This is a genomic window from Luteolibacter flavescens (assembly GCF_025950085.1).
In the GTDB taxonomy this organism is placed as follows: Bacteria; Verrucomicrobiota; Verrucomicrobiia; order Verrucomicrobiales; family Akkermansiaceae; genus Haloferula; species Haloferula flavescens.
In genome coordinates this window covers 194723-220370 of the sequence record NZ_JAPDDS010000002.1, presented here as the reverse complement: position 1 = coordinate 220370, position 25648 = coordinate 194723, and the positions used below count along the sequence as shown (strand labels likewise).

Genomic DNA, 25648 nt, shown 5'->3' with positions numbered 1-25648 from the left:
TTCAACGTCCGGCGGACAACCGCTTTATCCCGCGAAATCAACGTTCCGGGACAGGAGCAGCCTCCGGAGCGGGGGCAGGAGGCGCAGGGTCGATGTCAGCCGGACCTTCCTCTTCCTTCCGCGGCAGCACCGGCAGGCTCGCGGTGCTGTGCTCCCCATTCCGGAAGAGATGCACCGTGGTCGCCTGCACCGCGGCGGACGCGGAGAGGTAGAGGTAAAACTCGGTCGCATTCGAGATGCGGCTCTCATTGACGCCGACGATCAGGTCACCCGGCCGGATGCTGTTGCCCGCCAAGCCCTCGGGACGCACCCGGGTAGCCACCACGCCGCTGAAGCCGCGCAGGCGCTCCTGCGGCATGAGGTCGCGCACATCCAAGCCGATCGCCGCGAGGGATTCGCCGGTGTCCCGCGTCCTCCCCGGTGCGACCTGGGGCATCTGCATCGTCTCCGGCTGGCTCTCTGTGATGGTGGCCTGCAGCGTCACCTCGCTGCCGGAGCGCCACACGCGCATCGGCACCACCTGGCCGATGCGGGTGCGCTGCACCAGATTGATAAGCTGGGTCGTGCTGCGGATCTCCTTGTCGTCAAAGGTGAGGATCACGTCGTTCTCCTTCAGCCCTGCCTTCTCCGCGGGCGAGTCCGGGCCGACAGCGATGACCACGCCGCCCTCCAGCATCCGCACGCCGAGATAGCCGCGTACCGGGCGACCTCGCTCGAGGATCGAGTGCAGGGTGTCCTTCACGTCATTCGACGGGATGGAAAAGCCCACGCCTTGGAAGCCCGGCTTGTCGCGGTCCGGCGTGAAAATGGCGGAGTTGATGCCGATGATCTCGCCTTGCAGGTTCACCAGCGGGCCGCCGGAGTTGCCGGGATTGATCGCCGCGTCCGTCTGGAAGAGATCCCTCTGCGTGTCGGAGAGCGAGCGCTCGACGGCGGAAATGATTCCCCGGGTGATGGTCTCACCCAGGCCGAAGGGATTGCCGATCGCGAAGACATTCTGCCCCGGGCGCACCTGACTGGAGTCGCCCAGCTTCAGCGGCTGGAACTTCGTGTCGGCGTCGCCATCGATCTTGAGCACGGCGATGTCGAGCAGGCGGTCCTCGCCGATGAGCGTGGCGGGGAAGGATTTGCCGGGCTTGCCATTCACCATCGGCAGCGTCACCTGGATCTTCTGCTGGTCCGCGACTACGTGGTAGTTCGTCACCACGTGGCCCTCGTGGCTCACGATGACCCCGGAGCCCTGCCCCTGCGTCGGCACGGACTGGAAGCGCATGCGGCCGTAGCCATCGAAAAGACGCCGCTCCCGCAGGGCGGTGGTGTCGATGCTGACCACCGAGGGGACCACCGCATCGGTCAGCTTGATGTATTCCGCATCCAGACGCGCGAGTAGTTCCACGTCGCCCAGATTCAAAGGCGCACGATCAGCCAAGGTATAGCTTTCAGGACGGAAATCCTCGCCGCCATTCCCCTTCCCGCCCGGCACGAGCCTGGCGAAGCCCTCCGGGCCGTTGCGAATGAGATAAACGGCACCGAAGGCGACCGCGAAAACGGCCGCCAATGCCATCAGCCGACGAATGCCTTGCTGCATGGGATCGTGTAAGGGGATGAGGGTGTGGGTGATACAGGACTTGGACGGACCCGCAATAGCAAGGAAATCCTCACGCGGCGGCCTCCCGGATCCGTGGGAGACGCGCCGCGGCGCATGGCTCAATTTCCACCACCCGCGCCTCTTGGCAACGGATAGTCCACCTCGTCACCGGCGGCGGCGGTCAATTCACGGATGGCTTTCAGGTAGGCCTCGCGGGCTGCCTTGGCCGCGAGGTTCTTCTTCGGGGCCATCGTATTGTTTTCGTTCTCCGACTTGGAAAGGAGGCGGGAAAGGGTGCGGACGCTATCGGTCACGTCCATGGCTGCCTTGTGGAGGTCGCGGTCGCGGATGTCGATGTAGCTGGTCAGGGAATCCAGCACCTCCCGGCTCGCGGCGTGCGCCTTGTCGAGCTGGGCCTCGGCGGTCGGTTCCTCCTGCTTCAGCGTCATGAGCACGGCAATGGGCTCCAGCGACCTGCGAATCTCGCGGGCGAGCACCGGGCGGGCCAGCGAGCGCGCCCGGTTTCCGGACCCCTGCAAGGCCAGCATACGGGCGGAGGCGTGCTTCGGCATCAGGTCCGTCACTTCCTTCAGCCGCTGCTGGGTCGCCTGATGCGCCACGAAGGTCCCCAGCGGCTTGCCGTCGCCCACCTTGCGGATTTCCCCGAAGCGCTTCATCGCATCGCCAGCGGGGCCCTGCGGAGCCGCAGCGGCCAGATTGCAAAGCTCGTCCACCGTGCTCGCCAGCACCACCTCCCGCTTCATGAAGAACGCGGCGTCATTCATGGTCAGCAGCGCAGGCAGGAATTCCGCGGCCTGGTCCGGCAGGATCAGACGGCCACCGCCCGGCATCTCGGACAGGGCTCGCAGCGTCTTCCAGAACTTCGGCGGCAGCTCCAGCTTTCCACCCTCCCCCACTTGAGCCAGCGTGATCGCCGTCGGCATCTCACCCGTCAGCGCGCCCTCCAGCAGCAACGCCGCCGTGCCGGATAGAGCGGTCCCATTCCGCGACAGCGAGTAGGACGACTTCCCAAATCCCAGCGAAACGGTCAGCCCGGCGGGCAGCGTCCCGTGGCGGGCCTCCATGGCCTTCTCCAGTGCTTGGAAGGGCTTGGCCATCCGTTGGGTGAGGCCCTCGCCCGGGATCATGAGCTGCGTGCGCCCCTTGCCGGAAATCTCACCGTGAAAGGTCACCTTCAACGCTTGCAGGGACTCCACGCCGGTCTCCGCATCATGGACCCACACGGGCATGGCTGCCTCCAGGTCCGCCAATGCGAGGCCCAGAACGGCCTTCTGGCCGCCGTCTTCGGGCTCCGGGGGCGTCGTGTCCGTCGGCTCCGGATCGGCGGGCTTCACGGCCTCCTTGGGCGTGCGGAAGGCCTCCTTGGGCGTGCGGAAGGCCTCCTTCGTCGCCACCCAGTCCTTCCACGCCCCAAGCTCGCTGACGCGTTCCTTTGACTTCGGATGGCCGGGGTCCGCCACGGCCAGCACGTCACCCAGGCAGGCTGCCAGCGCATTCGCGTCCGCCCCGGCCTCCGGCATCTCCAGCCAGGAAAGCGTCTGCCAAGCGCGGGTGCGGGCGCGCTCGATCTCCTTGCTGTCGGGGGAATCCGGCATGTCGCCCTTCTCCGCGGCGGCGATCAGGTCGCGCGCCTGGCGGTTCGCCGGATCCAGTGCCAGCGACAGCGCGGCCATCTGGGCCACGGAGCGCAGTTCATCCGGCTTCTCCGCCTCCTCGGCAGCGGCCAGCACCGAGATCTGCCGGGAGAGCGCCGTCATGGTGTCCACGTCCACCGGCAGCTTGTCCCGTCGGAAAGGCACGGGGCCCTCGGCAGGCGGCACGAAGTCCGCGACCGCCGGCATCATCATCGCCGCACTCCACATCAAAATCCCCCGCGAGAAGCATCGCATGGCAGTCATCTTAATCCCCCGATACGGGGTGCCGCGAGGGAGAATTGCGCCGGGAGGCGTCACTCATCATCAATTTCCCGATCGGCAGGCCGCCATCGCCATGCATGGAAGGCATTTGCAATTCCGCCCGATCTGCCACTCCGGCCTGCCCCGCCCGTCCCATCGTCCGCATTCTTCGTGATTGGAAGATCGGCGATTGGTGATTCCTTCTTCCCGCATGCCGCTGCCTGCCGATCTCCGCCACACCACCCGCGAGGAAGTCATGTTCTTCGACACCGACATCGGCGGCGTGGTCCACAACATCGCCTACCTGCGGATGATCGAGACCTGCCGCACCAAGCTCGCCGGGCTGATGGGCATGGACCTGAAGGGGATGTCGGATACCAAGCTCTTCCCCGTCGTCGTCCGAACGGAGATCGACTACCGGCGTCCCGCCACCCTCGGCGATGCCTTGGTCATCCACGGCCGCCTCGACGAGGTCCAGCGCGCCCGCTTCTGGTGTGCCTTCGAGGTCCGCCGCGAAAGCGACGACGCCCTCCTCATCACCTGCCGCCAGTGCCTCGCCCTCGTCCAAATGCCCGAAGGCAGGCCCGTCCGCCTCCCGGCGGAGTGGAGCCTAGGCGAAGCCTGAGGCTCCGCTGCTCCCCCTTGGGAGCGCGTGCCACCGGCTCGCTTGGCCGGTAGGAAAGCCAGTAAAGGGTCGTCCTAGCGGCAGATTCAGGCACCTCTCGCCGGTGCCGGCAGTCCCTACCGTCACTCCCCTTCCCCTGCCTTCGCAACGCTCTTGCGGGCACCCTTCTCCATCCAAACGGCGAGGATCGCGACGTCAGCCGGGGTGATGCCGGAGATCCGGGATGCTTGGCCCAGCGTGGCCGGACGGATGCGGCCGAAATTGACCTGCGCCTCCTTCTTAAGTCCCCGGATGGCTGTGTAATCGAGGTCTGCCGGGATCCGCTTGTCCTCATGGCGGGCCATGCGTTCCACCTGCACCTGCTGGCGCTGGAGGTGGCCCTCATACTTCAGCTCGGTCTCGATGAGTGGCCAAAGTTCCACGTGGAACTCTCCACGTAGTTCATCAGGGAGCATTTCGGCGGTATTCTCCACCCGGCGGAACCAGTGATCGAGCTTCACTCCCTCATTCACCGCCTGCCGCCGGGCCCAGCGAAGGGCGCGCTCCAGCTCGGACTGCTTGTGGCGTATGCGCTCCACGCGCTCGCCATGGGCAAGGCCGAGATCGGCAGCCAGCGGTGTGAGACGGAGGTCGGCATTGTCCTGACGGAGCAGCAGGCGGAACTCCGCCCGACTGGTGAACATCCGATAAGGCTCCGTGCAGCCCTTGGTGACGAGGTCATCCACCATCACGCCGAGGTAGGCTTGGTCGCGGCGCAGGATCAGATCCGGCTTTCCAGCCACCTTCAGCGCGGCATTTGCCCCTGCCAGAAGCCCCTGCCCTGCCGCTTCCTCGTAGCCAGAAGTCCCGTTGATCTGGCCGGCGAAATAGAGGCCGGAGACCAGTTTCGTCTCCAGCGTGGGATGAAGTTGGGTCGGCGGGCAGTAATCATACTCCACCGCATAGCCGGGCCGCAGGATCTCGCACTTCTCCAGCCCCGGAATAGTGCGGAGGAAATTGAGCTGCACCTCGTAGGGTAGTGAGGTGGACACCCCATTGACGTAATATTCATGGGTGTGGCGGCCCTCCGGCTCGAGGAACACCTGATGCCGATCTTTCTCCGCGAACCTCACCACCTTGTCCTCGATGGACGGGCAATAGCGCGGTCCCACCCCCTCGATCACCCCGCAATACATCGGGGACTGGTCGAGATTACCGCGGATGATGTCATGCGTGGCAGTGTTCGTGTAAGTCACCCAGCAGGGCATTTGTTCCACGTGGAACTCAGAATCTCCCCATGGATTCAGCGTGAAAAGGTCATCCCGCTTCTTTGTCAGGGTGTCCGCGAGGTAGGAGAAGAGCGGTGCCGGGGTATCACCATCCTGGGGCTCGCACTTGGTGAAATCGAGCGATCGGGCGTTCAGACGGCAGGGTGTGCCGGTCTTAAAACGTTCCACGTGGAACCCTAGACGCTTCAGCGAGTCGGAAACCGTGCTCGTGGCATCGCCCATGCGACCTCCCTTTTCATTCCGCAGACCCACGTGCATGAGTCCGCGCATGAAGGTCCCCGCAGAGAGAACCACTGACGCCGCCTGGATCTCCATGCCGAGTGACGTGGTAATGCCCGTCACACAGTCGTTCTCGACGAGAATGTCCGCGACATTCCCCTGATGAAGCTCGATGCCGGGGGTGGATTCCAGCACCCACTTCATACGGAATTGGTAGGCCTTCTTGTCGCACTGGGCGCGCGGCGCACGAACCGAGGGGCCCTTGGACGCATTCAGCATGCGGAACTGGATGCCCGTCGCATCCGTGTTCAGGCCCATCGCTCCGCCAAGCGCATCGATCTCACGGACCATGTGCCCCTTGGCCAGCCCGCCGATGGCGGGGTTGCAGGACATCTGGCCGATGGTATCCAGATTCTGCGTGAGCACAGCCACCTGTGCGCCCAGACGGGCGGCAGCGAGGGCGGCTTCCACACCGGCGTGGCCGGCACCGATGACGAGGACGTCGTAGCGCTTGGGATAGCGGAACATGCGAGGGCGGGCACCCTACCCGGGCGAATGCAGCGCGGCAAGAGTAGGGAGAAATGACAACGCTTCATGTTCCACGTGGAACGGCCAATCTAGACGCTGCTCTCCCAGATGGTCGTCCGATTCACGGCAAAGGCAGGAAAGGCCACCTCCGAAAACCAGTCCGTCCGAACCCCGGGAAAATGGATCCGGCAGCAAGGCGATGACCTGCTCGTAGGCCTCCCGATCCTCATCCTCATACACCCTGATGACGCTTCCATCCTCAGCAATGCGGAAACACAGGCAGATCTCATCCACGGAATAGAGGTCCTCCTTGAAGACAAAAATCTCAAGGATCGCCGACCAAGGAACAAGCCTCCCTGCGACGCCCAAGCCTGGTGAAGTGACTTCTACTCCTGCCACGCAACCCCACGATCCTACAATCACCGGGGCGATGCAATCCCGGACCACAGCTTGGCAAGCTAGCGCATTTTCGGCTCGCCCGGGTGCCCCTGATGAGGCAGGGAAAGGCATGCAACGCCCTTGGATTCCAGCCCTCGTGCTGCTGGCTCTCTTGATCGCTTTCCGGTGCCTCGGGGCCGCCTATCCGATGGAGATGCCGAATTTCCAGCCGCTGCCCGCGCTGTTCCTGTGCAGCATCATCTTCCTGCGCGGCACGAAAGCCTGGGCACTGCCGGTGATCGCTTGGCTCGTCAGCAATCCCCTCGCGAGCATGCTCCAAGGCTACTCGCCCTTTGCCCATGGCGGAGTCAGTGTTGCCTTCATCACCCTTCTACTGACCGGCGCACTCGCCCTCCCGCTGCGGAAGTCCCCTTCCCCGGGCGTCGTGATCGGTGGCGGCCTCGCTGCGGCGCTGCTCTTCCACCTCGTCACGAATGGTGCCGTCTGGTATGTTGACCCGATGTATCCGAAGTCGGGCGAGGGCCTCTGGCAGGCCCTCTGGAGCGGCCGCCCGACGGACGTGCTGCCGACCTGGGTCTTCCTCCGGAATCTGGTGGCTGCGAATGTCGTCTTCACCGCTCTCTTCCTCCTCGCCCGCCGCTCCTGGGCACCCGCCTCTGAGGCCCCTTCTCCTGCCGTCGCACAGATCAGATAAGTTCTTGCTCCAAACCTGTTTTCGACCCTATCTCCGCCCCGTCCATGTCCTCTGTCACCGCCGATACGCCCCGTCTCGATTTCGCCGGCTCGCCGATCAACAAGGCGCTCACCGCCGAGCAGAAGATCGAGCTCTTCCGCAAGATGGTCCGCATCCGTCGCTTCGAGCAGATCGCCCTGAAGTACTACAATGCAGGCCGCATCGGTGGCTTCCTTCACCTTTACATCGGCCAGGAGTCCGTGGCCGTGGGCACCCTTTCGCTATGCGGCGAGAATGACCACAACATCACTGCCTACCGTTGCCACGGTCACGCGATCATGTCCGGCATGGAGATGAACCCGCTGATGGCGGAACTCTTCGGCAAGGCCACCGGCTGCTCGAAGGGCAAGGGCGGCTCGATGCACTTCTTCGCTCCGGACAAGAACTTCTGGGGTGGCCACGGCATCGTCGGCGGCCAGACCCCGCTCGGCCTTGGCCTCGCCTACGGCCTCAAATACTTGGGCCGCGAAGGTGCCGCCCTCTGCTACCTTGGTGACGGCGCTGTTAACCAGGGTGCCTTCCACGAGTCACTGAACATCGCCGCCCTCTTCGAGCTCCCGGTCGTCTATGTGATCGAAAACAACGGTTACTCGATGGGCACCTCCCAGAAGCGCTCCTCTTCCTACCGCGGTTGCCTCGCCCAGCGCGCCGAGGGCTACGACATGGAGTGGGACGTCATCGACGGCTCCGATCTCTACGAGGTGCGCGCCAAGACCCACATCGCCTTGGAGCGTGCACGCAAGGAGCACAAGCCGGCCATCCTCGAGATCAATACCTACCGCTACTACGGCCACAGCATCGCCGACGCGAACCACAAGAAATATCGCTCCCCCGAGGAGATCGAGGACTACAAGACGAACTTCGACCCCATCCGCCTGTGGCGCAAGCGCCTCGTCGCGGAAGGCATCATCACGGACGAGCAGCTCGACGCCATCGACAAGGAAGCTGCCGCCGAGGCCACTGCCGCGGTGAAGTTCGCCGAGGAATCCCCCATCCCGACCATCGAGTCCATCATGGATGACGTGTACTGGGAAACCGACAACCAGACCCCTGCCTCGAAGATCGGCCAGCACTTCTTCACCGACTGAACCGAGCCCGAGCAGAACGAACTACGGTAACTCTAGTATTTCCCCGGATCCCGATCCCCGACACGCATCATTTCCATGTCCCGCACGCTCACCTACCGCGAAGCTCTCCGCGAAGGCCTCGACGAGGAACTCGCCCGCGACCCGAACGTCGTCCTCATGGGCGAGGAGGTCGCCCAGTACAATGGCGCCTACAAGGTCACCGAAGGCCTCTGGGCCAAGTGGGGCGACAAGCGCATCGTCGACACCCCGATCTCCGAGGCCGGCTTCATCGGCATGGGCATCGGTGCCTCCATGCTCGGCGTCCGCCCGGTCATGGAGCTGATGTTCTGGTCCTTCCACTCCGTTGCCTTCGACCAGCTCGTCAACAATGCCGCCTGCGTCCGCTACATGTCCGGCGGCCTGATCAATTGCCCCATCGTGATGCGCGGCCCGGCCAACGGCGGCACCAGCGTGGGAGCCACCCACTCGCACATCCCGGAAGGCCTCTTCGCCGCATTCCCCGGCCTGAAGGTCGTCTCGCCTGCCACCCCGGCAGACGCGAAGGGCCTCATCAAGGCCGCGATCCGCGACAATGACCCGGTCTATGTGATGGAGAACACCAAGCTCTACGGCAACACCGGCGAGGTGCCGGATCCCGCCGATGGTGACTTCGTGATCCCGCTCGGCGTGGCCGATCTGAAGCGCGAGGGCAAGGACGTCTCCATCATCGCCCACGGCCGCTCGGTGCTCCACGCGCTGGAGGCTGCCGAGACGCTCAAGGAGCAGCACGGGATCGAAGCCGACGTGCTCGACCTCCGCTCGATCCGCCCGCTTGACGTGGACGCCATCATTAAGACGGTGAAGAAGACGAACCGCGTAGTGCTCGTCGATGAATCGAAGGGCTTCGGCGGCGTCTCCGCCATGGTCTCGCACCTCATCCAGGACAACGCCTTCGATTACCTCGACGCGCCGATCAAGCGTGTCACCACATTGGATGCACCGGCGATATACTCCCAGCACATCGAGCACGAACAGCTCCCGAATCCCCGCCGGATCGTGGAAAAAGTCCTGTCTTTGCGCTGATCCGGACGGTGATTTTCATTGCCAGCAAAGGTTCCCGTCCTAGCATTTTGGCACCATGATCAAAGCCCTTGCTGCTGTCGGCCTCGTGGCCCTTTGCCTCGCCTCCAGCTCCTGCTGCTGCCTGTTCTAACACATTAGACGACTCCCATGAAAAACCTGCTCCTGATTCTTCCGCTCATCGCACTGTCGCTGGGCTTGTCTTCCTGCTGCTCGATGTTCGGCATCAAGGCTGGCAGCGCCGGTTACACCGAAGAAACCTATCAGCGCAAGCTCTGCGGCTATGACGTCGTCCGTGAGGAAGTCGTCGTGGATGCAAAGAGCGGCCTGACCGAGGTGAAGGAAACCAAGGTGCCCCGCTACAAGACCGTGACGAAGAAGGTCCGCATCAAGTGCGGCGACTGCGTCCGCTTCTATTGCCCGGATGACGGCTGCTGCGGCTCCGGCAACGGTGCGATCAAGGAAGCCTCCATGCAGGGCGGCAGCGGCAGCCCACACATGGGCCTGATCCCGACCATGAAGAAACTCGCCGAGTAATCCTTCAACGGACGACATCACACTTTGGAGACGGAGGCCCGCAACGGCCTCCGTTTTCTTTTTCCCCTTGCCCCATCCCCGCAAGTGCTGGATTCGTGACGGATGAAAGCCCTGCTCCCGGTCTCCGCACTCGCCACCGTCCTCTCGCTCGCCGCCTGCAAGCCGGAGCCAAAGCCCGCTGCCGAGGCTCAAATTCCGGCACCCGCAACACCTGTCGAGGAGCCTGCCGCACCCGCCCCCACGCCGAATCCCGCCAAGCCCGAAAGCTACGTCGGACTGGAGGAAAAGGCCGCCGGGGACATGGCGGACAAGGCATCGCTGAAGTGGCGGATCATCGAGGTGGACGGTGAATCCCGACCGGTGACGATGGACTTCAATCCCGAGCGCCTGAACTTCGCCATCAAGGACGGCAAGGTCATCCGCGTCACTCAAGGCTGAGCCCCCGGAAAAGACTGGAAATGCCTTTCTGAATTCGCAATCTCCGTGCGCCCCACTCCCTTTTCTTAACCAGATCCATGGCCACCCAAATTGAAATGCCAAAGCTCTCGGACACGATGACCGAGGGCACCCTCATCAAATGGCACAAGAAAGTCGGCGATAACGTCGAGATCGGTGACATCCTCGCAGAGGTCGAGACCGACAAGGCCACCATGGAAATGGAAGCCTTCGATGAAGGAACGCTGACCGAAATCCTGATCCAGGAAGGCGAGAAGGCCGCGATCGGTGCCGTGCTCGCCGTGCTCGATGGCGATGACGCAGGCTCCTCCGCACCGGCACCTGCTGCCGCCGAGTCCTCCAGCGCGCCCGCCGCTGCTGCCGCACCCGCGTCGGCATCTGCTCCTGCCGCATCTTCCGCCGCACCGGCTCCGGCCACCGCTGGCGATGGCAGCCGCATCAAGGCGTCCCCGCTCGCCCGCAAGGTCGCCGGTGACCTCGGCGTCGATCTTTCCTCCGTCAGCGGCACCGGTCCTGCCGGTCGCATCGTGAAGGCGGACGTGGAAGCCGCCGGTTCCTCTAAGCCCGCTGGCAAGTCCGCCAACGCCAGCGCCGCCGCCGGACTCGCCGCCGCCGCGAAGTCCCGCACCGCACCGACCGCCGCTTCCGCACCTGCCGGAGCCATGTCCGCCGCCATCATGCCGACCGCCAAGGAAGGTGACGAGCGCATCGAACTTTCCTCCATGCGGAAGGTCATCGCCTCGCGCCTGCTCGCGTCGAAGCAAACCATCCCGCACTTCTACCTCCACGTCGAAGCCGACGCCGCGCCGCTGATGGCTCTCCGCCAGCAGATCAATGCGCAGGCCGAGAAGACCCACGGCAATAAGTACTCGGTGAACGACTTCGTCCTGAAGGCCGTCATCAATGCCTCCGTGGCCGTCCCGGCGGTGAATGCCTCCTTCGCTGGCGACCACATCGTCAGCTTCAAGCACGTCGGCCTGTCCGTCGCCATCGCGGTGGAAGACGGCCTCGTGACCCCCGTGATCCAGCAGGCCGAGACCAAGTCCGTGCTGCAGATCTCGAAGGAAGTGAAGGACCTCGCCGGCCGCGCGAAGGACAAGAAGCTCAAGCCCAGCGAATTCGACGGCGGCACCATCACCGTGTCGAACCTCGGCGCGTGGGGCATCGAGAGCTTCGACGCCATCGTCAATCCACCGCAGGCGCTCATCGTCTCCGTCGGTGCCGCCATCGAGAAGCCCGTCGTCAAGAACGGCCAGATCGTTCCCGGCCTCCGCATGAATATCGGCGTGAGCTGCGATCACCGCGTGGTGGACGGAGCCGTGGCAGCAAGCTTCCTCGCGGAAGTGAAGAAGCTCATCGAGCAGCCGGCCCTCATGCTGGTCTGAGTCGGAGACTGACCCTCCTTTCAAAAGGCGTGCCGCCCTCACGGGTTGCACGCCTTTTTCTTTGCCGGTGGCGATCCTTTGGCCGTCCCCGCCACTATCATCGTGGTCATCGGTGAGAGCACCGCGGGAGCAATGGGTGAAATCCGACATGGCACTGAGGAAGTCTGGCATAAGGGACCCTCCCGCACTGTCGCCCGTGCGACCATAGATTACATTGCGGACCTTCTCCAGCTCCCCAGCTCCCCAGCTCCCCAGCTCCCCAGCTCCCCAGCTCGTCAGTTCTTGAAGGCCAAAGGCCTGACCATCCCTCAGCCCCGGCCAACGGCCGGGGTGGGTGGACCTAGGACTATCGTGGGCTGAAGGCCCACCATAAGTGTCCGGCCGACTTGGACGTGAGGCGATGAAATGGACGATAAGATGCCAGGCTCATCCTCAAAGCGTGAGAAGAGCGAGTGAGAGGTGAGCGACTGCATTTCCTCATCGTGGCAAACCGACCTCGTATCGTAGCCCTTCAGGCCACCAATTCATGATCTCTAACCCCGGCCGTTGGTCGCGGCTGAGGGATGGCCAGGCCTTTGGCCCTCAAGAGTCCTATGACACACCGGGGCTGGAGGTGAGGAATCCGCCGCCAGAGATCGTTCCACGGTGTCACCAGTGCGACTACGGTGGCATCTGCGGGCCGTTGGGGAGAGGGCGAGCTCCTGATGGTCCACGACCCCATTGGAGGCTTTCCGGGGATCAGGGGCGGCTCTCAGCCCATCCAACCTGTTGAATCGCTTCCTTGCCCGTTCTGTGCTCCTCTGTCGCTCGCGCGTGATTCGATCTTCTCTGGAGGGAAGGGAGAAAGGCTCTGTGCGGGTGAACGTCCCGAAGTTTTTCACACGGCTAGAGTATGGATCTATTTGGTACCTTAAAAAACTCATCGTCTTAATCCTGTGAACAACCCCGGAAAACTCCTGTTCCACCGCATTAGATCAGGGATTCCACGGCTTCAAGATCATGCGAAGAACTCCCGGGCATCTGGCCATAAGCCTACCTGACGATCGGACGCTTCCGAATTGCTCGCGGAGAACTCCCGAGATGTTCACACTCCACTGACAAATTCCGGGCTGAATTCACCGTGCCTTCATTCCCTCCGGAAAAAGGGGATCCATGAGAGGTCCGTTCCTTTCATCCTCAGCCATCCCGCGGCGGTCCTTCCCTTCCTCCGCTGGCGTCGATTCGATCCGCTCGCCCTGGTGGTGGGAAGCATGGCTCCGGACTTCGGGTATTTCCTCCACCGTTTCGCCCTCGCAGGTGAAGACCATATGGTAGGAGTCGCGGCAGCTCTCGCGGTGATGCCCTCGTGGAACTCGGTCGCGGGCTTCGACAGGCTTTTTCCAGATCCGCGCGTTCGCCTTCCGATGGATCGTGAATTCCATCGCACTGATGACTGTCGCCTACTTCACCGTGGCGTTGGGCCTGTATCTCCGGGACCAGACGCGAGCGCGAGGCTTCACTTCGGCAGCTTCTCGCGGCACCAGGAGAGGGCCATGAGCGCGTAGCCGGTACCGTAGGGCTGGTGGTAGTCGTAGAGCGGGTAATCCCACCACGAGCCGTCCTTCTCCTGCCGGTGCAGGATCACCCGGGCGAGCCGCTCGGCGTGAGCCGGCTGCTGGGCCGCGGGCAGAAATTCCACCGACTCCGTGAAGTAGTAGATGCCGTAGTAGTAGAAGTAGCCGGAGATCTGGAAGTGCGTCTCGTGCGGCACCGGGCGCTTGCGGCCGATGCTCAGGAAGCCCTCGCGATCGATGAAGCGTACTGCCCACTCGTCGATGACCTTGTCGGTCACCTTCTGCTCGCCAAAGGCACGCAGCGTCGCATTGCACGCCTGGCTGCGCGCGAGCGATCCCGCGGGCCGGTTGATCGGCGTGCGCGGGCGGTTGATGTGGCTGTGCGAGTACACGTAGGAGAAGTCCGGAGTGCGCTGGCGCTCGATGCTGTCCAGCGATGCCTTCACCACCTTGTCGTCCAGCTTGATACCCATCACGTCGCGGGCCTCGCGCATGGCCAGGATCACTGTGGCGGTCGTGAAGCAGGTGGTGATGCCCGTCGGCTTCTGCGTGGTCAGGCCATCGTAGATATCGAGGTAGCCCCACCCGCCATTGATGTCCATGTAGCGGTTCGCGAGGTCGGATTGCTCCTGGGCGAGGCGCTTCCACTTCTCCTTCGATGCCTCGTCCTTCGCGGTCTGATAGAGGCGGGTGAAGGCGCGCATCCCGTAAGCGTGGCCCCAGGCATTGTAGGTCGTCGTCTGGTCGGCGCGGCGCAGCTTTGGCAGCTCGCTTTCCATCCAGGCGGCACCCTTCGCGATCGCGGCGAGGGTCTCCGGTCGCGTGTCACCGCTGTCGATGAGTCCGGACAGCGCGAGCCCGCTGGAGCCCGCGCGGAAGGCATGGTGCGCACCGGGCAGGGGCGCGTAGATATTCAGGCCCTTCGTCCGCGTCGGGCCGCCCCACGAACCGTTTGGATTCTGGTCCGCGATGAGGAAATCCACGCCGCGCCGGATCGATGCGGCAATGGTGGACGGATTCACCTCCGCCTCCGGCTTTTCCTGGGCGATGGCGGTCGTGGCCAGCGCCACGAGGGTGAGGAGAATCCGTTTCACGGGGTGATCGGTGAGAAGTTAGTCCGGGATGACCACCACTTGGCCGTTCTCGAGACCGCTGGTGATCTCGATCTTGTCGCCGGAGACACGGCCGCGGACGACCGGGCGTGGCGTGGCCTTCCCATCGGCGGACTTCACCTGCACGGTCCATGCGCCACCCTCGGCGGGCTGCAGGGCTTTTGCAGGCAGTGTGATCGCCTGGTCTGCGTGATACACGACGAAGCGGCACTCGAAATTCATGCCCGCGGCCACGTTCAGGTCGGCGGGGAATTCCAGCTTCTCATCCTCCGGCCATTCCGGGGTCAGGTCCACGCGGTACTTGCCATCGGCCGCCGGGATGGTGGCGATGGTCTCCAGCGTGGCGGTCAGCGCGACATCCTCGCGACCCGCAGCGGTCAAGCTGCCCTTCAGCGGCTTGGCCAGCGTGCGTGCGGTGGCCTCATCCACGTGGGCGATGAGTTGGAGATCCGGCTCGGCAGGCACCACCGAGGCGAAAGGGCGGACGAAGGGCACCTTGCCACCCTTCACCAGCGAACGGGCGAGTTCGCCCAGCGTCCAGCGACCCTCGTCCAGCGAGCCATAGTAGAAGACACCGTCTTCCGGTGCCTTCAGCTCCAGCAGCCCGGCATCCTTTTCCATCTCAGCCAGATCCTGCTTCGCGCGGGCGGCACCGATGCGACCGGCCTCAAGATCGAGGCGCGCGTTTTCAAGCGCGCGTGGCAGGTTCTTCTCCGCCTTCTCCAGATCGATCGCGGTGGACTTCGCATCGGTCTCGAGGCCTTCGGCACGGCGTGGCATCAGCACTTCCAGCGAACGCTTGGTCGCCAGCTCGGCATGCTTCAGGTCCAGCTCGGCGGACTTCACGGCATACTCCTGGCGCTTGAGGATGATCTCCTCGGTCTGCTCCGTGAGATCGTCCGCGTCGTACATCATCTTGAGCTGCTTCAGCTCTTCCTGCGCGGCTTCGAGGCGACGCTTCACGCCTTCGAAGTTGTCGGCGATTTCCTCCTCCTGGGTCTTGCGACCCGTGGCGGTGAAGTACGCCAGCTCTTCCGCGGCGACGCGCTGCGCGCGCTTCGAGGCGGCCAGCTTCAGCGTCGTTTCCTCCTCCAGCTTCTGGAAAGCGAGTTCCTGGCTGGCCAGCGAGAGTGCCTGCGCCTGCACCGTGCGGCGGGTGTCTTCCAGCTTGCGGTCATAGGATTCGCGGTCGAATTTCACCAGCACGTCGCCCTTCTTCACGGCAGTGCCATGTGGAATGATGGACTCGATGGTGAAGTCGGCCCAGCCCTCCGGATCGATGGAGACCAGGTGCGGCTTCGCGGGCAGGAGCGTCGCGGTGAAACTCCGTTCAATGCGAAGCGGCTTGCTCTCGACAGTGACCTCGGCGGCGGGAGCCGCGGCGAGCGTGGCTGCTAGGAGGGGAAGATATTTCATCAGGGGTGTGGGGATTAGCGATTTTAATCTTCGGATTTGCCTTTCCGGGCAAGCCAAAGGAAGTGACGGCGCGGGCGGCGCGCATTCGGAGTGGCATCGATCTCGTGACGTACGGTCTCAAAGCCGGCGCGGCTTAGCTTCCGCTCGATATCTGGAACGGGACGCGAAGAGGCCACGGCTAACAGGCCGCCGGGCTGCAGGGCTCCGTGGACCGCTGCGAGCCAGCGGGTGTTCTCGTGCAGGCCCTTCTCCTTGTTCCAGAGCGGCGAGGTGTCCGCATGAATCAGCACGGCATGCAGCTCGCCAGCGAAGGCGTGCAGGCCCTCCGGACCCGGATCGGAGTGGATTTCCACGCGTGAGTCGGTCAGGGCCGCGCTCTCGGAGATGAATTCCCGGTGCCACTTCACGACCACCGGCCATGCTTCGGCGATGTGGAAGGTGGCGCGCTTCTGGAGCAGGCTCTCCATCGCACCGGCGAGGATCTCACCGAGGCCCATGCCCACGATCCACACCTTCGGCTGGCGCACGGGCTTGAAGGGCGCGCAGCCGATGCGGCCCAGCTCGCGCTCGCTCACGCGGGTCACGGGACCTGCGAGCTGGTTCGTGCCATGCTGGAGGTAGCGGCGGCCGTCGTGTTCGTGCAGTCCGAGCACGGTGCCGTCCGGCAGCGTGGTCTCGGCGAGGGTGATGCGCGGTTTCATTTACCGGGTGAAAAGCGATTCTTTGAAAAAACAACAACCCCGGCGGATCGGCCGGGGTCGTTGTTTTTGGATTTTCAGGCAAGTGGCGCCGATTCCTTTTCAAGAAGAAGCGGCGCCTGGGACAGTGCCAATCAGAGGCCGGCCTTCAGGGTCGAGGAAGCCTTGAAGCCCACGGACTTCGACGCGGCGATCTTCATCGCTTCGCCGGTCTTCGGGTTGCGGCCCTGGCGGGCGGCGCGCTTCTTCACTTCGAAGGTGCCGAAGCCGATGATCTGGACCTTCTTATCCTTCTTGATACCCTTCTCGATCGATCCGAGGACGGCGGCAAGGGAGTCTTCGGCGGCGCGCTTGGTCGCGTCTTTGCCGAGGGCTTTCTGGATGGCTTCAACAAGTTCAGCTTTGTTCATGGCGACGACGGTATTGCGTGTGACTCCGTGTTTTGGCAAGCTAAAATACAACAGTGCAATTCCTTGCCACGCCTAGAGCCACGGGGGCTGGCGGCTGTCCGGCACCCTCCCGGAGCCCCGCGCTTTACGATAGGCATCGTACATGAAATGCTGTGTGAAAGATGAGTGATGCTTGTCATGCCGCCTGTGATCCACTTGTCCGCGAGGGAGCGCGGACCGTGGCCGGTGCCACCGCCGTGGCGCGTGGCGGCCTTGCCGTGCCCTTCCTCGATGCCGCGTCGGCGCGAGGCTACTTCACGCCGGACGAGGACGAGGCGCTGCGAGTACGATACGCGCAGTACTTGGGCGTGCGTGGCGCGCTGCTTTCCACGGTGGCGGAGCTGGAGCAGGCGTGCTCGCCACGCATGGGCGGGTGGGAGAGGCGGCTGCCCGCATTCGCCGTGGCCTTCGCCGCCGCCTGCCTGCTGCTGCGGCAGGCGCGGAGCCTGGCCGCGCTGGCGGGCGGCCATCCGCTGCTGGCGAAGAAGCTGGACGAGCCGTCCGCGCTGCACGGCATCCCGCGGAAGACCTTCACCGCGCTCTTCCGCGCCACCACGGATCCCGCGCGGCTGATGCAGTTCCGCGAGGCGGTCCTCTTCTACGAGAGGCACCGTAGTTCCATCGCGGACCTCGCGGGCGATCCCGAGCTGGCATCCGCCATCGATCTGTTAGAGACTGAGGACGAGTGGATCGAGCGGAGGAAGCGGGACATCCTGCGCCGCCGCCTCGCGTATGGCTGGCACTCCTTCATCCGTCGCCACCGCTCCGCGTGGAAGCAGTCCGTCTTCGGCGTCTTCGAGTGGTCCGGCCGCGCCATCTCGGAGTTGCGCCAGCCGGGGGTGAAGCCACCCGGCGCGCCGAAGCGCATCACCCCGGAGCTCCGCGAGAAAATCCTGCGGCTCGCGAAGCCCGGCGATATCTTCGTCACCCGGCACGATGACGCGATGACCAATCTCTTCCTCCCCGGCTACTGGCCGCACGTCGCGTTCTTCATCGGCAGCGAGTCCCAGCGGGCGGAGATCGGCCTGGAGATCCCGGCCGGGGCGGGCGACCCCGTGGTCTTCCTGGAGGCGAAGAAGGACGGCGTCCGCTTCCGGCCCGTGACGGATACCCTGGAGGTGGATGCCTTTGTCATCCTGCGGCCACCCCTGGAGGCGGGCGATATCGCCGCCTCGCTGGCCCGCGGGATGCGGCATGAGGGAAAGCCGTACGACTTCGCCTTCGACTTCCGCGACTCCGACCGGCTCGTCTGCACCGAGGTCATCTACCGCTCCTACCACGGGGCGGGCCCGCTCGCCTTTTCCCTTGTGGAGACCGGCGGCCGGATCTGCCTGCCCGCGGAGGAACTCATCGCCCAATCGCTGGCCCAGGGATTCCGCGTCGTGGCGGCCTGCGGGGTGGGGAAAGAGGGCATCGTTCTGGGCACCCGCGCCGAGCTTGTTTTACATGCAGTTCGGAGTGCTCTTTGAAGCAGTCGTAACTTGCACGAAACCAGCGTTTCAGAGAGCTTGTGAAATTTTTCACAAATAGCCCTTGCGCCATTACAAAGTCCTTTGATACAGCCGCCGCGCGTTTCCGCCGAAACGCTTCTTGGCATGACCTCTCGCCCACTCATCCCTACCCTTCTCGCCTTCCTTTGCGGCGCGGCGCCGGCATTCGCAGCCGGTGGTCATGGTGGCCACGACGAGCTTCCGCTCCACGCCGAGACGATCTTCCACCTCGGACCGCTGCCGATCACGAATTCCATGGTCATGACCTGGATCGTCGCCGGGGTGATCATTTTCTTCGCCCAGGCCGCTACCAAGAAGATGGCGCTGGTCCCCGCCGGTCTTCAGAACTTCGCCGAGGCGATCGTCGAGGGCCTCTACAACTTCCTCGAGGGAATCCTTGGCGCGCACCTCGTGAAGCGCACCTTCTGGTTCTTCGGCGGTCTCTTCTTCCTCATCCTCTTCACGAACTGGGCCGGCCTCATTCCCGGCGTGGGCACTGTCGGCCTCGCTCAGGACAAGCCCGGTGATTCCTTCATCCCCTTCCTCCGCGGTGCAAATGCGGACCTGAACCAGACCGCCGCGATGGCCATGACCTTCGCAGTCCTTTGGTTCTACTGGGCTTTCAGCGAAAACGGCGCCGGTGGTTTCTTCGGCCACATCTTCTCGCCGAAGGGTCAATTCGGCGGCCTCATGAAGATCTTCATGATCGTCGTCTTCGGTGCCGTGGGTATCCTCGAGCTCATCTCGATCGCCGTCCGCCCCGTCGCCCTCTCCTTCCGTCTCTTCGGCAATATCTTCGCCGGTGAGAACGTCCTCGAGTCCATGCAGATGGTGGTGCCGAAGTGGCTCATGTGGCTGCCGCCGCTCCCCTTCTACTTCATGGAGCTGCTCGTCGGCCTCATCCAGGCCGTCGTCTTCACCCTCCTGACTTCCGTTTTCCTGAAGCTGATCTGCGAACACCACGACGAGGAACACTCCGAAGGCTCGCACCACTGAAGCGCCCAGAAAGATTTCCCGCGCCAGACCATGCCATTGCGAGCGTGGGGGCCGGGGCCCCAGAACCGTCCATATAACCGACCATGAACGACATCATCACCACCCTCGCTGCTTTCAACAGCTACCACATCGCCGTCGCTTTCGCCGCCCTCGGCGCTGCCATCGGCATCGGCCTCCTCGGCTCGAAGGCTGCTGAAGCCACCGGCCGCAACCCGGGTGCCGCAGGTAACATCCTGACCCTCTCGATCATTCTCGCCGCCCTTATCGAAGGTATCGTGATCTTCGCGATCTTCCTTACCAAGGGCGCGCTCTAATCCGCGCTTCTCTCCCGGGAGCGACCGTCGCTCCCGGGAGACTTTCCCTTTCCGTCCGTCCGCCAGTCTGTCCTTCATCGCTCACCGCTACCGCTCATGATCTCCGAGCTGCTTGGAACCACGATCCTTGCCGAAACATCGGCCAATCCGCTGACCGAAATCAGCCAGACGTTCCATCTTCACACGGCGAATTTCATCGCCCAGGTGATCAGCTTCGCGATCACGCTGTTCCTGCTGAAGAAGTTCGCGTTCGGCCCGATCGTCGCGATGCTTGAGCAGCGCCGCAGTCGCATCGCCGAGGGCGAGGCAAAGCTGAAGCAGATCGAGCTGCAGCTCGCCGAGTCCGAGCGCACCACCGCCGAAGCCATCGCAAAGGCGAATGAAGACGCCGCCCGTCTGGTGAACGAAGCCAAGACCAGCGCCGCCGCCCTTTCCGAGCAAAAGGCCCAGGAAGCCATCGCTTCCGCCCAGCAGATCCTCGCCAAGGCCGAGGCTGCCGCCGCCGCCGAGCGCGCCGCCATCAAGGCCGAGCTCAAGGCCGAATTCGGCCGCCTCGTCACCGCGACCACCGCGCAGGTCACCGGCAAGGTGCTCACCTCCGACGACCAGTCCCGCATCAATCAGGAAGCCCTCGCTTCGGTCGAAGCCTGATCCTGACCCTGATCCACCCTTTCATTCCCTCGCCACCTCGTCATGAAGATCTCCAAGGTCGCCAACGCCGAAGCCCGCCGCATTTTCCGGCTCTGCCAGACGGACGGTCGTTTTGACGAGGCCAAGCTTTCCAACGCGATCAAGATCATCGTGGCGCAAAAGCCACGTGACTACCGCGGCATCCTCTCCGCACTGCAGCGCCTCGTCCGCCTCGAGTTGCAGCGCCGCCACGTCATCGTGGAGAGCGCCGCGCAGCTCGACCTGCCGTCGCAGCAGCGCGTCGTCTCCGGCCTCGAGGCGAAGTACGGGAACGACCTCACTTTCGAATACCGAGTCACCCCCGAGCTCCTCGGTGGACTCAAGATCCGCGTCGGAAACGACGTCTTCGACGGTTCCGTGAAGGGCCGCCTCGACCGCCTCGCTGAAGCATTCTGATTACCGGCATCTCCGCCATTGCTGAAACTGAAACTCTGAAAATCTAGCAAACTCGTCCCATGAGCAGCATCCTCCAGGAACTCGAAAAGGAGATCGCCAACGTCACGGCCTCCGTCCAGAAGTCGAACGTCGGTGTCGTCCGCGAAGTCGGTGACGGCGTGGCAAAGGTGGAAGGCCTCTCCGACGTCATGCTCAACGAGATGATCTCGTTCCCCGGCGGCGTGACCGGCCTGGCGATGAACCTTGAAGAAGGTGAAGTCGGCGTCGTGCTCCTCGGCAGCTACGACAAGATCGTGGCAGGCATGGAATGCTCGACCACCGGCAAGCTGCTCTCCGTGCCGGTCGGACGCAATGTCTTCGGCCGCGTGGTGGACGCCCTCGGCAATCCGATCGACGGCAAGGGCCCGATCGAGGCCGCCGCTTCCTACCCGATGGAGAAGATCGCTCCCGGCATCATCAAGCGCAAGTCGGTCTCCGTGCCCGTGCAGACCGGCATCATGTCCATCGACGCGATGATCCCTGTCGGCCGCGGCCAGCGCGAGCTGATCATCGGTGACCGCTCCACCGGCAAGACCACCATCGCGGTGGACACCATCATCTCCCAGGCGAAGCAGAACAAGCAGGCCGAGCAGGGCAAGCTGCAGAACCACAAGCCGCTCTACTGCATCTACGTCGCCATCGGCCAGAAGCAGTCGAACGTGGCCCGTATCCAGAAGACCCTCGAAGACGCGGGTGCGATGGAATACACCACCATCGTCTCCGCCACCGCTTCGGACGCTGCCGCCATGCAGTTCCTCGCCCCGTACGCCGGCTGCTCGATCGCCGAGTACATGATGGACCAGGGTGAAGACTGCCTGATCGTCTTCGATGACCTTTCCAAGCACGCCGTGGCCTACCGCCAGGTCGCGCTGATCCTGAAGCGCCCCTCCGGCCGCGAGGCATACCCGGGTGACGTCTTCTACCTCCACAGCCGGTTGCTCGAGCGCTCCGCCCGTCTCTCCGAGGCTGCCGGTGGTGGCTCCCTCACCGCGCTGCCGATCATCGAGACGCAGGCTGGCGACGTGTCCGCCTACATCCCGACGAACGTGATCTCGATCACCGACGGCCAGATCTACCTGGAGACCGACCTCTTCTACCAGGGCATCCGCCCCGCCATCTCGGTGGGTCTCTCGGTGTCCCGCGTGGGTTCCGCCGCCCAGACGAAGACCATCAAGTCCGTCGCCGGCACCACGAAGCTGGACCTCGCCCAGTTCCGCGAGCTCCAGGCCTTCGCCCAGTTCGGCTCCGACCTCGATGCCTCCACGAAGAAGAAGCTCGAGCGCGGCCAACGCATCGTCGAGCTCTTCAAGCAGAACCAATACTCGCCCTTCTCCATGGAAATGGAGTCGATCTTCCTCTTCGCGATGCAGAACGGCTACTTCGACGACGTGAAGGTCAGCGACGTGAAGCGCTGCCAGACCGCGATGGGCGAATACTTCGAGACCCGCAAGACCGAGCTGCTCGACAAGATCCGCAACGAAAAGCCGGATCTCAAGAAGGACGCCGCCGCCGTCGAAGCCGTGAAGACGGCCCTCAACGACTTCAAGACGTCCTGGAAGTAATTCCGACCCCGGTCCCCGGTATCCGTCTCCTTTTCTCCCTGCTTTCCGCTCCTAGCTCCTTCCTGAAATGGCCAACCTCCGCGACATCCGCCGGCGCATCAAGTCGGTCAAGAACACCGCCCAGATCACGCGGGCGATGCAGCTTGTCGCCGCCGCCAAGATGAAGAAGGCGCAGGACCAGGCGCTGGCAGGCCGCGACTACGCGGACCTGCTGAACAAGGTCCTGGTGAACCTGAAGGAAAACGTGGGTGAGGAAGCTCACCCGCTCCTCCAGGCAAAGGAAAGCGGCAAGGAGCTGGTGCTGATCATCTCCACGGACAAGGGGCTCTGCGGCGGCCTCAATACGAACCTCGGCAAGATGATCCGCGCCGAGGTCTCGAAGGACGCCGACATCGTCACCGTGGGCCGCAAGCTGCGCGCCCAATTCGCGAAGGCCGGTCGCAACATGGTGGCCGACTTCGAGGTGAAGGACCCGGTGCCCTTCTCCGAGGCCCGCCCGATCGCGAAGTTCCTGACCAAGGCCTTCCTCGAGGGCGGCTACAGCAAGGTCAGCGTCGCTTTCTCGAACTACGTCACCGTGATGCGCCAGGAGCCGACCATCGTGCAGCTCCTGCCGATCTCGACCGCCGACCTCGGCGAGAAGCAGGCCTACGAGGGCATGGGCAAGGACGTCTCCGTGAAGGAAACGGACCACGCCGCCGCGCTCTCGAAGGATTACCTCTTCGAGCCCACCGGCAAGGACGTGCTCGATACCCTGCTGCCGCTCTACATCAACTTCCAGGTCTATCAGATGCTGGTCGAGAGCCGCGCCTCCGAGCACTCCGCACGGATGGTCGCCATGAAGGGCGCCACCGACAACGCGAAGAAGTTCATCAAGGAACTCACGCTTGAATACAACAAGCTCCGCCAGGCTGCCATCACCGCCGAGCTTCTCGAAATCACCACGGCCATGAGGGCCATGCAGTAAGAACCGCAGGGCGATCCGTGATCAGCGATCAGCGGTTGCCCACTTGTCCGAGTCCCACTGAGTTTCAACTACCGCCCGCGAACCTAACCACTGATCACCGATCACTGATCACTGATCACTTTTGCCATGAGCAACCAAGGAACCATCGTCCAGGTCATCGGCGCCGTCGTTGACGCCGACTTCTCGAAAGCCACCGCGCTTCCGGGGATCTACAACGCCCTCGAAGTCACCTATGACCTGAATGGCGTGAATACCAAGCTCGTCCTCGAAGTGCAGCAGCACCTCGGTGATGGCTGGGTCCGCGCGGTCGCCATGTCGGCTTCCGACGGCCTCAAGCGTGGCATGGTCCTCTCCGACACCGGCAAGCCCATCGCCGTGCCGGTCGGCAAGCAGGTGCTCGGCCGTATCTTCAACGTGACCGGCGACCTCGTGGACGAGAATGTCCCGCTCCCGGATGCGAACCTCCGCTCCCCGATCCACCGTGCCGCCCCGCTCCTCACCGAGCAGTCCGCCACCACGGAGATCCTTCCCACCGGTATCAAGGTCATTGACCTGATCTGCCCGCTGCTGAAGGGCGGCAAGGGCGGCATGTTCGGTGGTGCAGGCGTCGGCAAGACCGTCGTCATCATGGAGCTCATCAACAACATCGCCAAGGCGCACGGTGGTTTCTCCGTCTTCGCCGGCGTGGGTGAGCGCACCCGCGAGGGCAATGACCTCTACTGGGAAATGATCGAGTCCGGCGTTATCGCCACCGAGAAGGACGCGAACGGCCACATCGCCCTGAATGAAGACGGCACGCCGAAGCTCGCCGAGGGCTCGAAGGTGGCCCTCTGCTACGGCCAGATGAATGAGCCTCCAGGTGCCCGTCTCCGCGTCGCGCTCTCCGCCCTGACCATGGCCGAGCACTTCCGCGATGAGGCGAACCAGGACGTGCTCCTCTTCGTCGACAATATCTTCCGCTTCTCCCAGGCCGGTTCCGAAGTGTCCGCCCTTCTGGGCCGCACGCCGTCCGCCGTGGGCTACCAGCCGACCCTCTCCGAGGAAATGGCCGGTCTCCAGGAACGCATCACCTCCACGAACAAGGGCTCCATCACCTCCATCCAGGCGGTGTACGTGCCGGCGGACGACCTTACCGACCCCGCTCCTGCGAATACCTTCGCTCACCTTGACGCCACCGTGGTGCTCGAGCGTGGCCTGGCCGAGCAGGCGCTCTTCCCGGCCGTGGACCCGCTCGCCTCCACCTCGAAGGCGCTCGCGCCGGAAGTCGTGGGCACCGAGCACTACCGCGTCGCCCGTGGCGTCCAGCAGGTGCTCCAGCGCTACAAGGACCTCCAGGACATCATCGCGATTCTCGGCATGGACGAGCTTTCCGACGAGGACAAGCTGACCGTCTTCCGCGCCCGCAAGATCCAGCGCTTCCTCACCCAGCCCTTCCACGTGGCTGAAATCTTCACGAACGTCCCCGGCGCACTCTGCTCCATCGACGAGACCGTGAAGGGCTTCGCCGAGATCCTCGACGGCAAGTGGGACGACGTGCCGGAAGGCAACTTCTACATGAAGGCCGGCATCGACAGCGTCTCCCGCGATTAATCCGGAGACCGGACATCGGATTTCGGAAGCCGGGTGCCTTTGCCCGGCTTCATGAAATTCCGGGGTTCCGGCTTCTGACCTCTGACTTCCGAACATGGCTCTACACCTCGAAATCGTCACCCCGGAGAAGAAGATCTTTTCCGACACGGTCACGAACGTCTACCTGCCCGGCGCCGATGGCGAGCTGGGCATCCTGGACGGCCACGCCGCGCTGGTGACGGCGCTGCAGCCCGGTGAACTCCGCTACGAGAAGGACGGCAAGACCGTCATCCTCGCGATCGGCACCGGCTTCGCGGAAGTCACCGAGCACAAGGTCAATGTCCTCACCGACATGGCCATGGGCGAGGAGCAGGTGGACGAGGCGAAGGTCGAGGAAGCCATGAAGCGTGCCGAAGAGCAGCTCAAGGGCATCTCCCACGACCACGACGCCGAAGAGGTGGCCCACCTCCAGGCCGTCATCTCCAAGTCGCTGGCCCAGCTCCGCCTCAAGCGCCGCCCGTAAGGCCCCGCCGCGAGACAAGAAAACTTCAGAGCCCGCCCCGGATTCCGTCCGGTGCGGGCTTTTTCGTTTCCTC

25 protein-coding genes are annotated in these 25648 nt (G+C 63.8%); 17 read left to right on the top strand and 8 right to left on the bottom strand.

Annotation, left to right across the window (positions count from 1 at the left end; genetic code table 11):
* Positions 1-37: 37 nt before the first annotated feature.
* Both OKA04_RS04400 and OKA04_RS04395 read right to left on the bottom strand, forming a co-directional pair.
* Positions 38-1588, bottom strand: a complete 1551-nt coding sequence (locus OKA04_RS04400) for a trypsin-like peptidase domain-containing protein (protein ID WP_264499916.1) — start codon at positions 1586-1588, stop codon at positions 38-40.
* A 119-nt stretch (positions 1589-1707) separates the two neighbouring features.
* Entirely contained in the window at positions 1708-3507 is a 1800-nt protein-coding gene (locus tag OKA04_RS04395; RefSeq protein ID WP_264499915.1) for a hypothetical protein, read from the bottom strand.
* Between the two features lie 190 nt (positions 3508-3697).
* Between OKA04_RS04395 and OKA04_RS04390 the strand changes: the two genes are divergently transcribed.
* Positions 3698-4129: an acyl-CoA thioesterase gene (locus OKA04_RS04390; RefSeq protein ID WP_264499914.1), complete on the top strand. Its 432-nt coding sequence runs from the start codon at positions 3698-3700 to the stop codon at positions 4127-4129.
* 122 nt (positions 4130-4251) lie between these two features.
* Here the strand turns inward: OKA04_RS04390 and mnmG are convergent, their stop codons facing one another.
* Together mnmG and OKA04_RS04380 are read right to left on the bottom strand one after the other, a co-directional pair.
* The gene (mnmG, locus tag OKA04_RS04385) at positions 4252-6144 is read right to left on the bottom strand and encodes a tRNA uridine-5-carboxymethylaminomethyl(34) synthesis enzyme MnmG (RefSeq protein ID WP_264499913.1); all 1893 of its coding nucleotides are present in this window, start codon (positions 6142-6144) and stop codon (positions 4252-4254) included.
* Positions 6145-6159: 15 nt separating this feature from the next.
* Complete coding sequence (locus tag OKA04_RS04380; protein WP_264499912.1) at positions 6160-6543, bottom strand: hypothetical protein; 384 nt, start codon at positions 6541-6543, stop codon at positions 6160-6162.
* Between the two features lie 109 nt (positions 6544-6652).
* On the opposite strand from OKA04_RS04380, the gene OKA04_RS04375 reads away from it, so the two are divergent.
* The 7 genes from OKA04_RS04375 (at position 6653) to OKA04_RS24615 (ending at position 13345) form a co-directional block, all read left to right on the top strand.
* On the top strand, positions 6653-7237 hold the full coding sequence (locus tag OKA04_RS04375) for a DUF6580 family putative transport protein (protein WP_264499911.1): 585 nt from the start codon (positions 6653-6655) through the stop codon (positions 7235-7237).
* Positions 7238-7281: 44 nt separating this feature from the next.
* Positions 7282-8364, top strand: a complete 1083-nt coding sequence (pdhA, locus tag OKA04_RS04370) for a pyruvate dehydrogenase (acetyl-transferring) E1 component subunit alpha (protein WP_264499910.1) — start codon at positions 7282-7284, stop codon at positions 8362-8364.
* A 75-nt stretch (positions 8365-8439) separates the two neighbouring features.
* Positions 8440-9426 carry an alpha-ketoacid dehydrogenase subunit beta gene (locus OKA04_RS04365; RefSeq protein WP_264499909.1) on the top strand — a complete coding sequence of 329 codons (987 nt, stop codon included), beginning with the start codon at positions 8440-8442 and terminating at the stop codon, positions 9424-9426.
* A 147-nt stretch (positions 9427-9573) separates the two neighbouring features.
* A complete protein-coding gene (locus OKA04_RS04360) occupies positions 9574-9960 on the top strand; it encodes a hypothetical protein (protein ID WP_264499908.1) in 387 nt (128 codons plus the stop codon).
* A 102-nt stretch (positions 9961-10062) separates the two neighbouring features.
* Positions 10063-10398: a hypothetical protein gene (locus OKA04_RS04355; protein ID WP_264499907.1), complete on the top strand. Its 336-nt coding sequence runs from the start codon at positions 10063-10065 to the stop codon at positions 10396-10398.
* 77 nt (positions 10399-10475) lie between these two features.
* Complete coding sequence (locus tag OKA04_RS04350) at positions 10476-11801, top strand: dihydrolipoamide acetyltransferase family protein (protein ID WP_264499906.1); 1326 nt, start codon at positions 10476-10478, stop codon at positions 11799-11801.
* Between the two features lie 1058 nt (positions 11802-12859).
* Complete coding sequence (locus OKA04_RS24615) at positions 12860-13345, top strand: DUF4184 family protein (protein ID WP_343226868.1); 486 nt, start codon at positions 12860-12862, stop codon at positions 13343-13345.
* On the opposite strand, the gene OKA04_RS04345 is transcribed toward OKA04_RS24615, so the two are convergent.
* The 4 genes from OKA04_RS04345 to OKA04_RS04330 form a co-directional block, all read right to left on the bottom strand.
* Entirely contained in the window at positions 13297-14448 is a 1152-nt protein-coding gene (locus OKA04_RS04345) for a prenyltransferase/squalene oxidase repeat-containing protein (RefSeq protein WP_264499905.1), read from the bottom strand. The genes OKA04_RS24615 and OKA04_RS04345 overlap by 49 nt on opposite strands.
* Positions 14449-14466: 18 nt before the next feature.
* Complete coding sequence (locus OKA04_RS04340; protein ID WP_264499904.1) at positions 14467-15882, bottom strand: permuted SH3 domain-containing protein; 1416 nt, start codon at positions 15880-15882, stop codon at positions 14467-14469.
* Between the two features lie 23 nt (positions 15883-15905).
* The gene (locus OKA04_RS04335) at positions 15906-16583 is read right to left on the bottom strand and encodes a hypothetical protein (protein WP_264499903.1); all 678 of its coding nucleotides are present in this window, start codon (positions 16581-16583) and stop codon (positions 15906-15908) included.
* Between the two features lie 131 nt (positions 16584-16714).
* Positions 16715-16990 carry an HU family DNA-binding protein gene (locus OKA04_RS04330; RefSeq protein ID WP_264499902.1) on the bottom strand — a complete coding sequence of 92 codons (276 nt, stop codon included), beginning with the start codon at positions 16988-16990 and terminating at the stop codon, positions 16715-16717.
* 161 nt (positions 16991-17151) lie between these two features.
* On the opposite strand from OKA04_RS04330, the gene OKA04_RS04325 reads away from it, so the two are divergent.
* From OKA04_RS04325 to atpC, 9 genes are all read left to right on the top strand, one after another.
* Positions 17152-18498 (top strand): YiiX/YebB-like N1pC/P60 family cysteine hydrolase, encoded by a 1347-nt coding sequence (locus OKA04_RS04325; protein WP_264499901.1) that lies wholly within the window; start codon positions 17152-17154, stop codon positions 18496-18498.
* A gap of 126 nt (positions 18499-18624) precedes the next feature.
* Positions 18625-19515: a F0F1 ATP synthase subunit A gene (locus tag OKA04_RS04320; protein WP_264499900.1), complete on the top strand. Its 891-nt coding sequence runs from the start codon at positions 18625-18627 to the stop codon at positions 19513-19515.
* Positions 19516-19598: 83 nt separating this feature from the next.
* The gene (locus tag OKA04_RS04315) at positions 19599-19829 is read left to right on the top strand and encodes an ATP synthase F0 subunit C (RefSeq protein ID WP_264499899.1); all 231 of its coding nucleotides are present in this window, start codon (positions 19599-19601) and stop codon (positions 19827-19829) included.
* 96 nt (positions 19830-19925) lie between these two features.
* Positions 19926-20480 carry a F0F1 ATP synthase subunit B gene (locus OKA04_RS04310; protein ID WP_264499898.1) on the top strand — a complete coding sequence of 185 codons (555 nt, stop codon included), beginning with the start codon at positions 19926-19928 and terminating at the stop codon, positions 20478-20480.
* A gap of 42 nt (positions 20481-20522) precedes the next feature.
* A complete protein-coding gene (locus OKA04_RS04305) occupies positions 20523-20915 on the top strand; it encodes a F0F1 ATP synthase subunit delta (RefSeq protein WP_264499897.1) in 393 nt (130 codons plus the stop codon).
* Between the two features lie 59 nt (positions 20916-20974).
* On the top strand, positions 20975-22516 hold the full coding sequence (gene atpA, locus OKA04_RS04300; protein ID WP_264499896.1) for a F0F1 ATP synthase subunit alpha: 1542 nt from the start codon (positions 20975-20977) through the stop codon (positions 22514-22516).
* A 67-nt stretch (positions 22517-22583) separates the two neighbouring features.
* Positions 22584-23483 (top strand): ATP synthase F1 subunit gamma, encoded by a 900-nt coding sequence (gene atpG / locus OKA04_RS04295; RefSeq protein ID WP_264499895.1) that lies wholly within the window; start codon positions 22584-22586, stop codon positions 23481-23483.
* 126 nt (positions 23484-23609) lie between these two features.
* Entirely contained in the window at positions 23610-25073 is a 1464-nt protein-coding gene (gene atpD / locus OKA04_RS04290; RefSeq protein ID WP_264499894.1) for a F0F1 ATP synthase subunit beta, read from the top strand.
* Positions 25074-25167: 94 nt separating this feature from the next.
* Complete coding sequence (gene atpC / locus OKA04_RS04285; RefSeq protein WP_264499893.1) at positions 25168-25575, top strand: ATP synthase F1 subunit epsilon; 408 nt, start codon at positions 25168-25170, stop codon at positions 25573-25575.
* Positions 25576-25648: the final 73 nt, after the last annotated feature.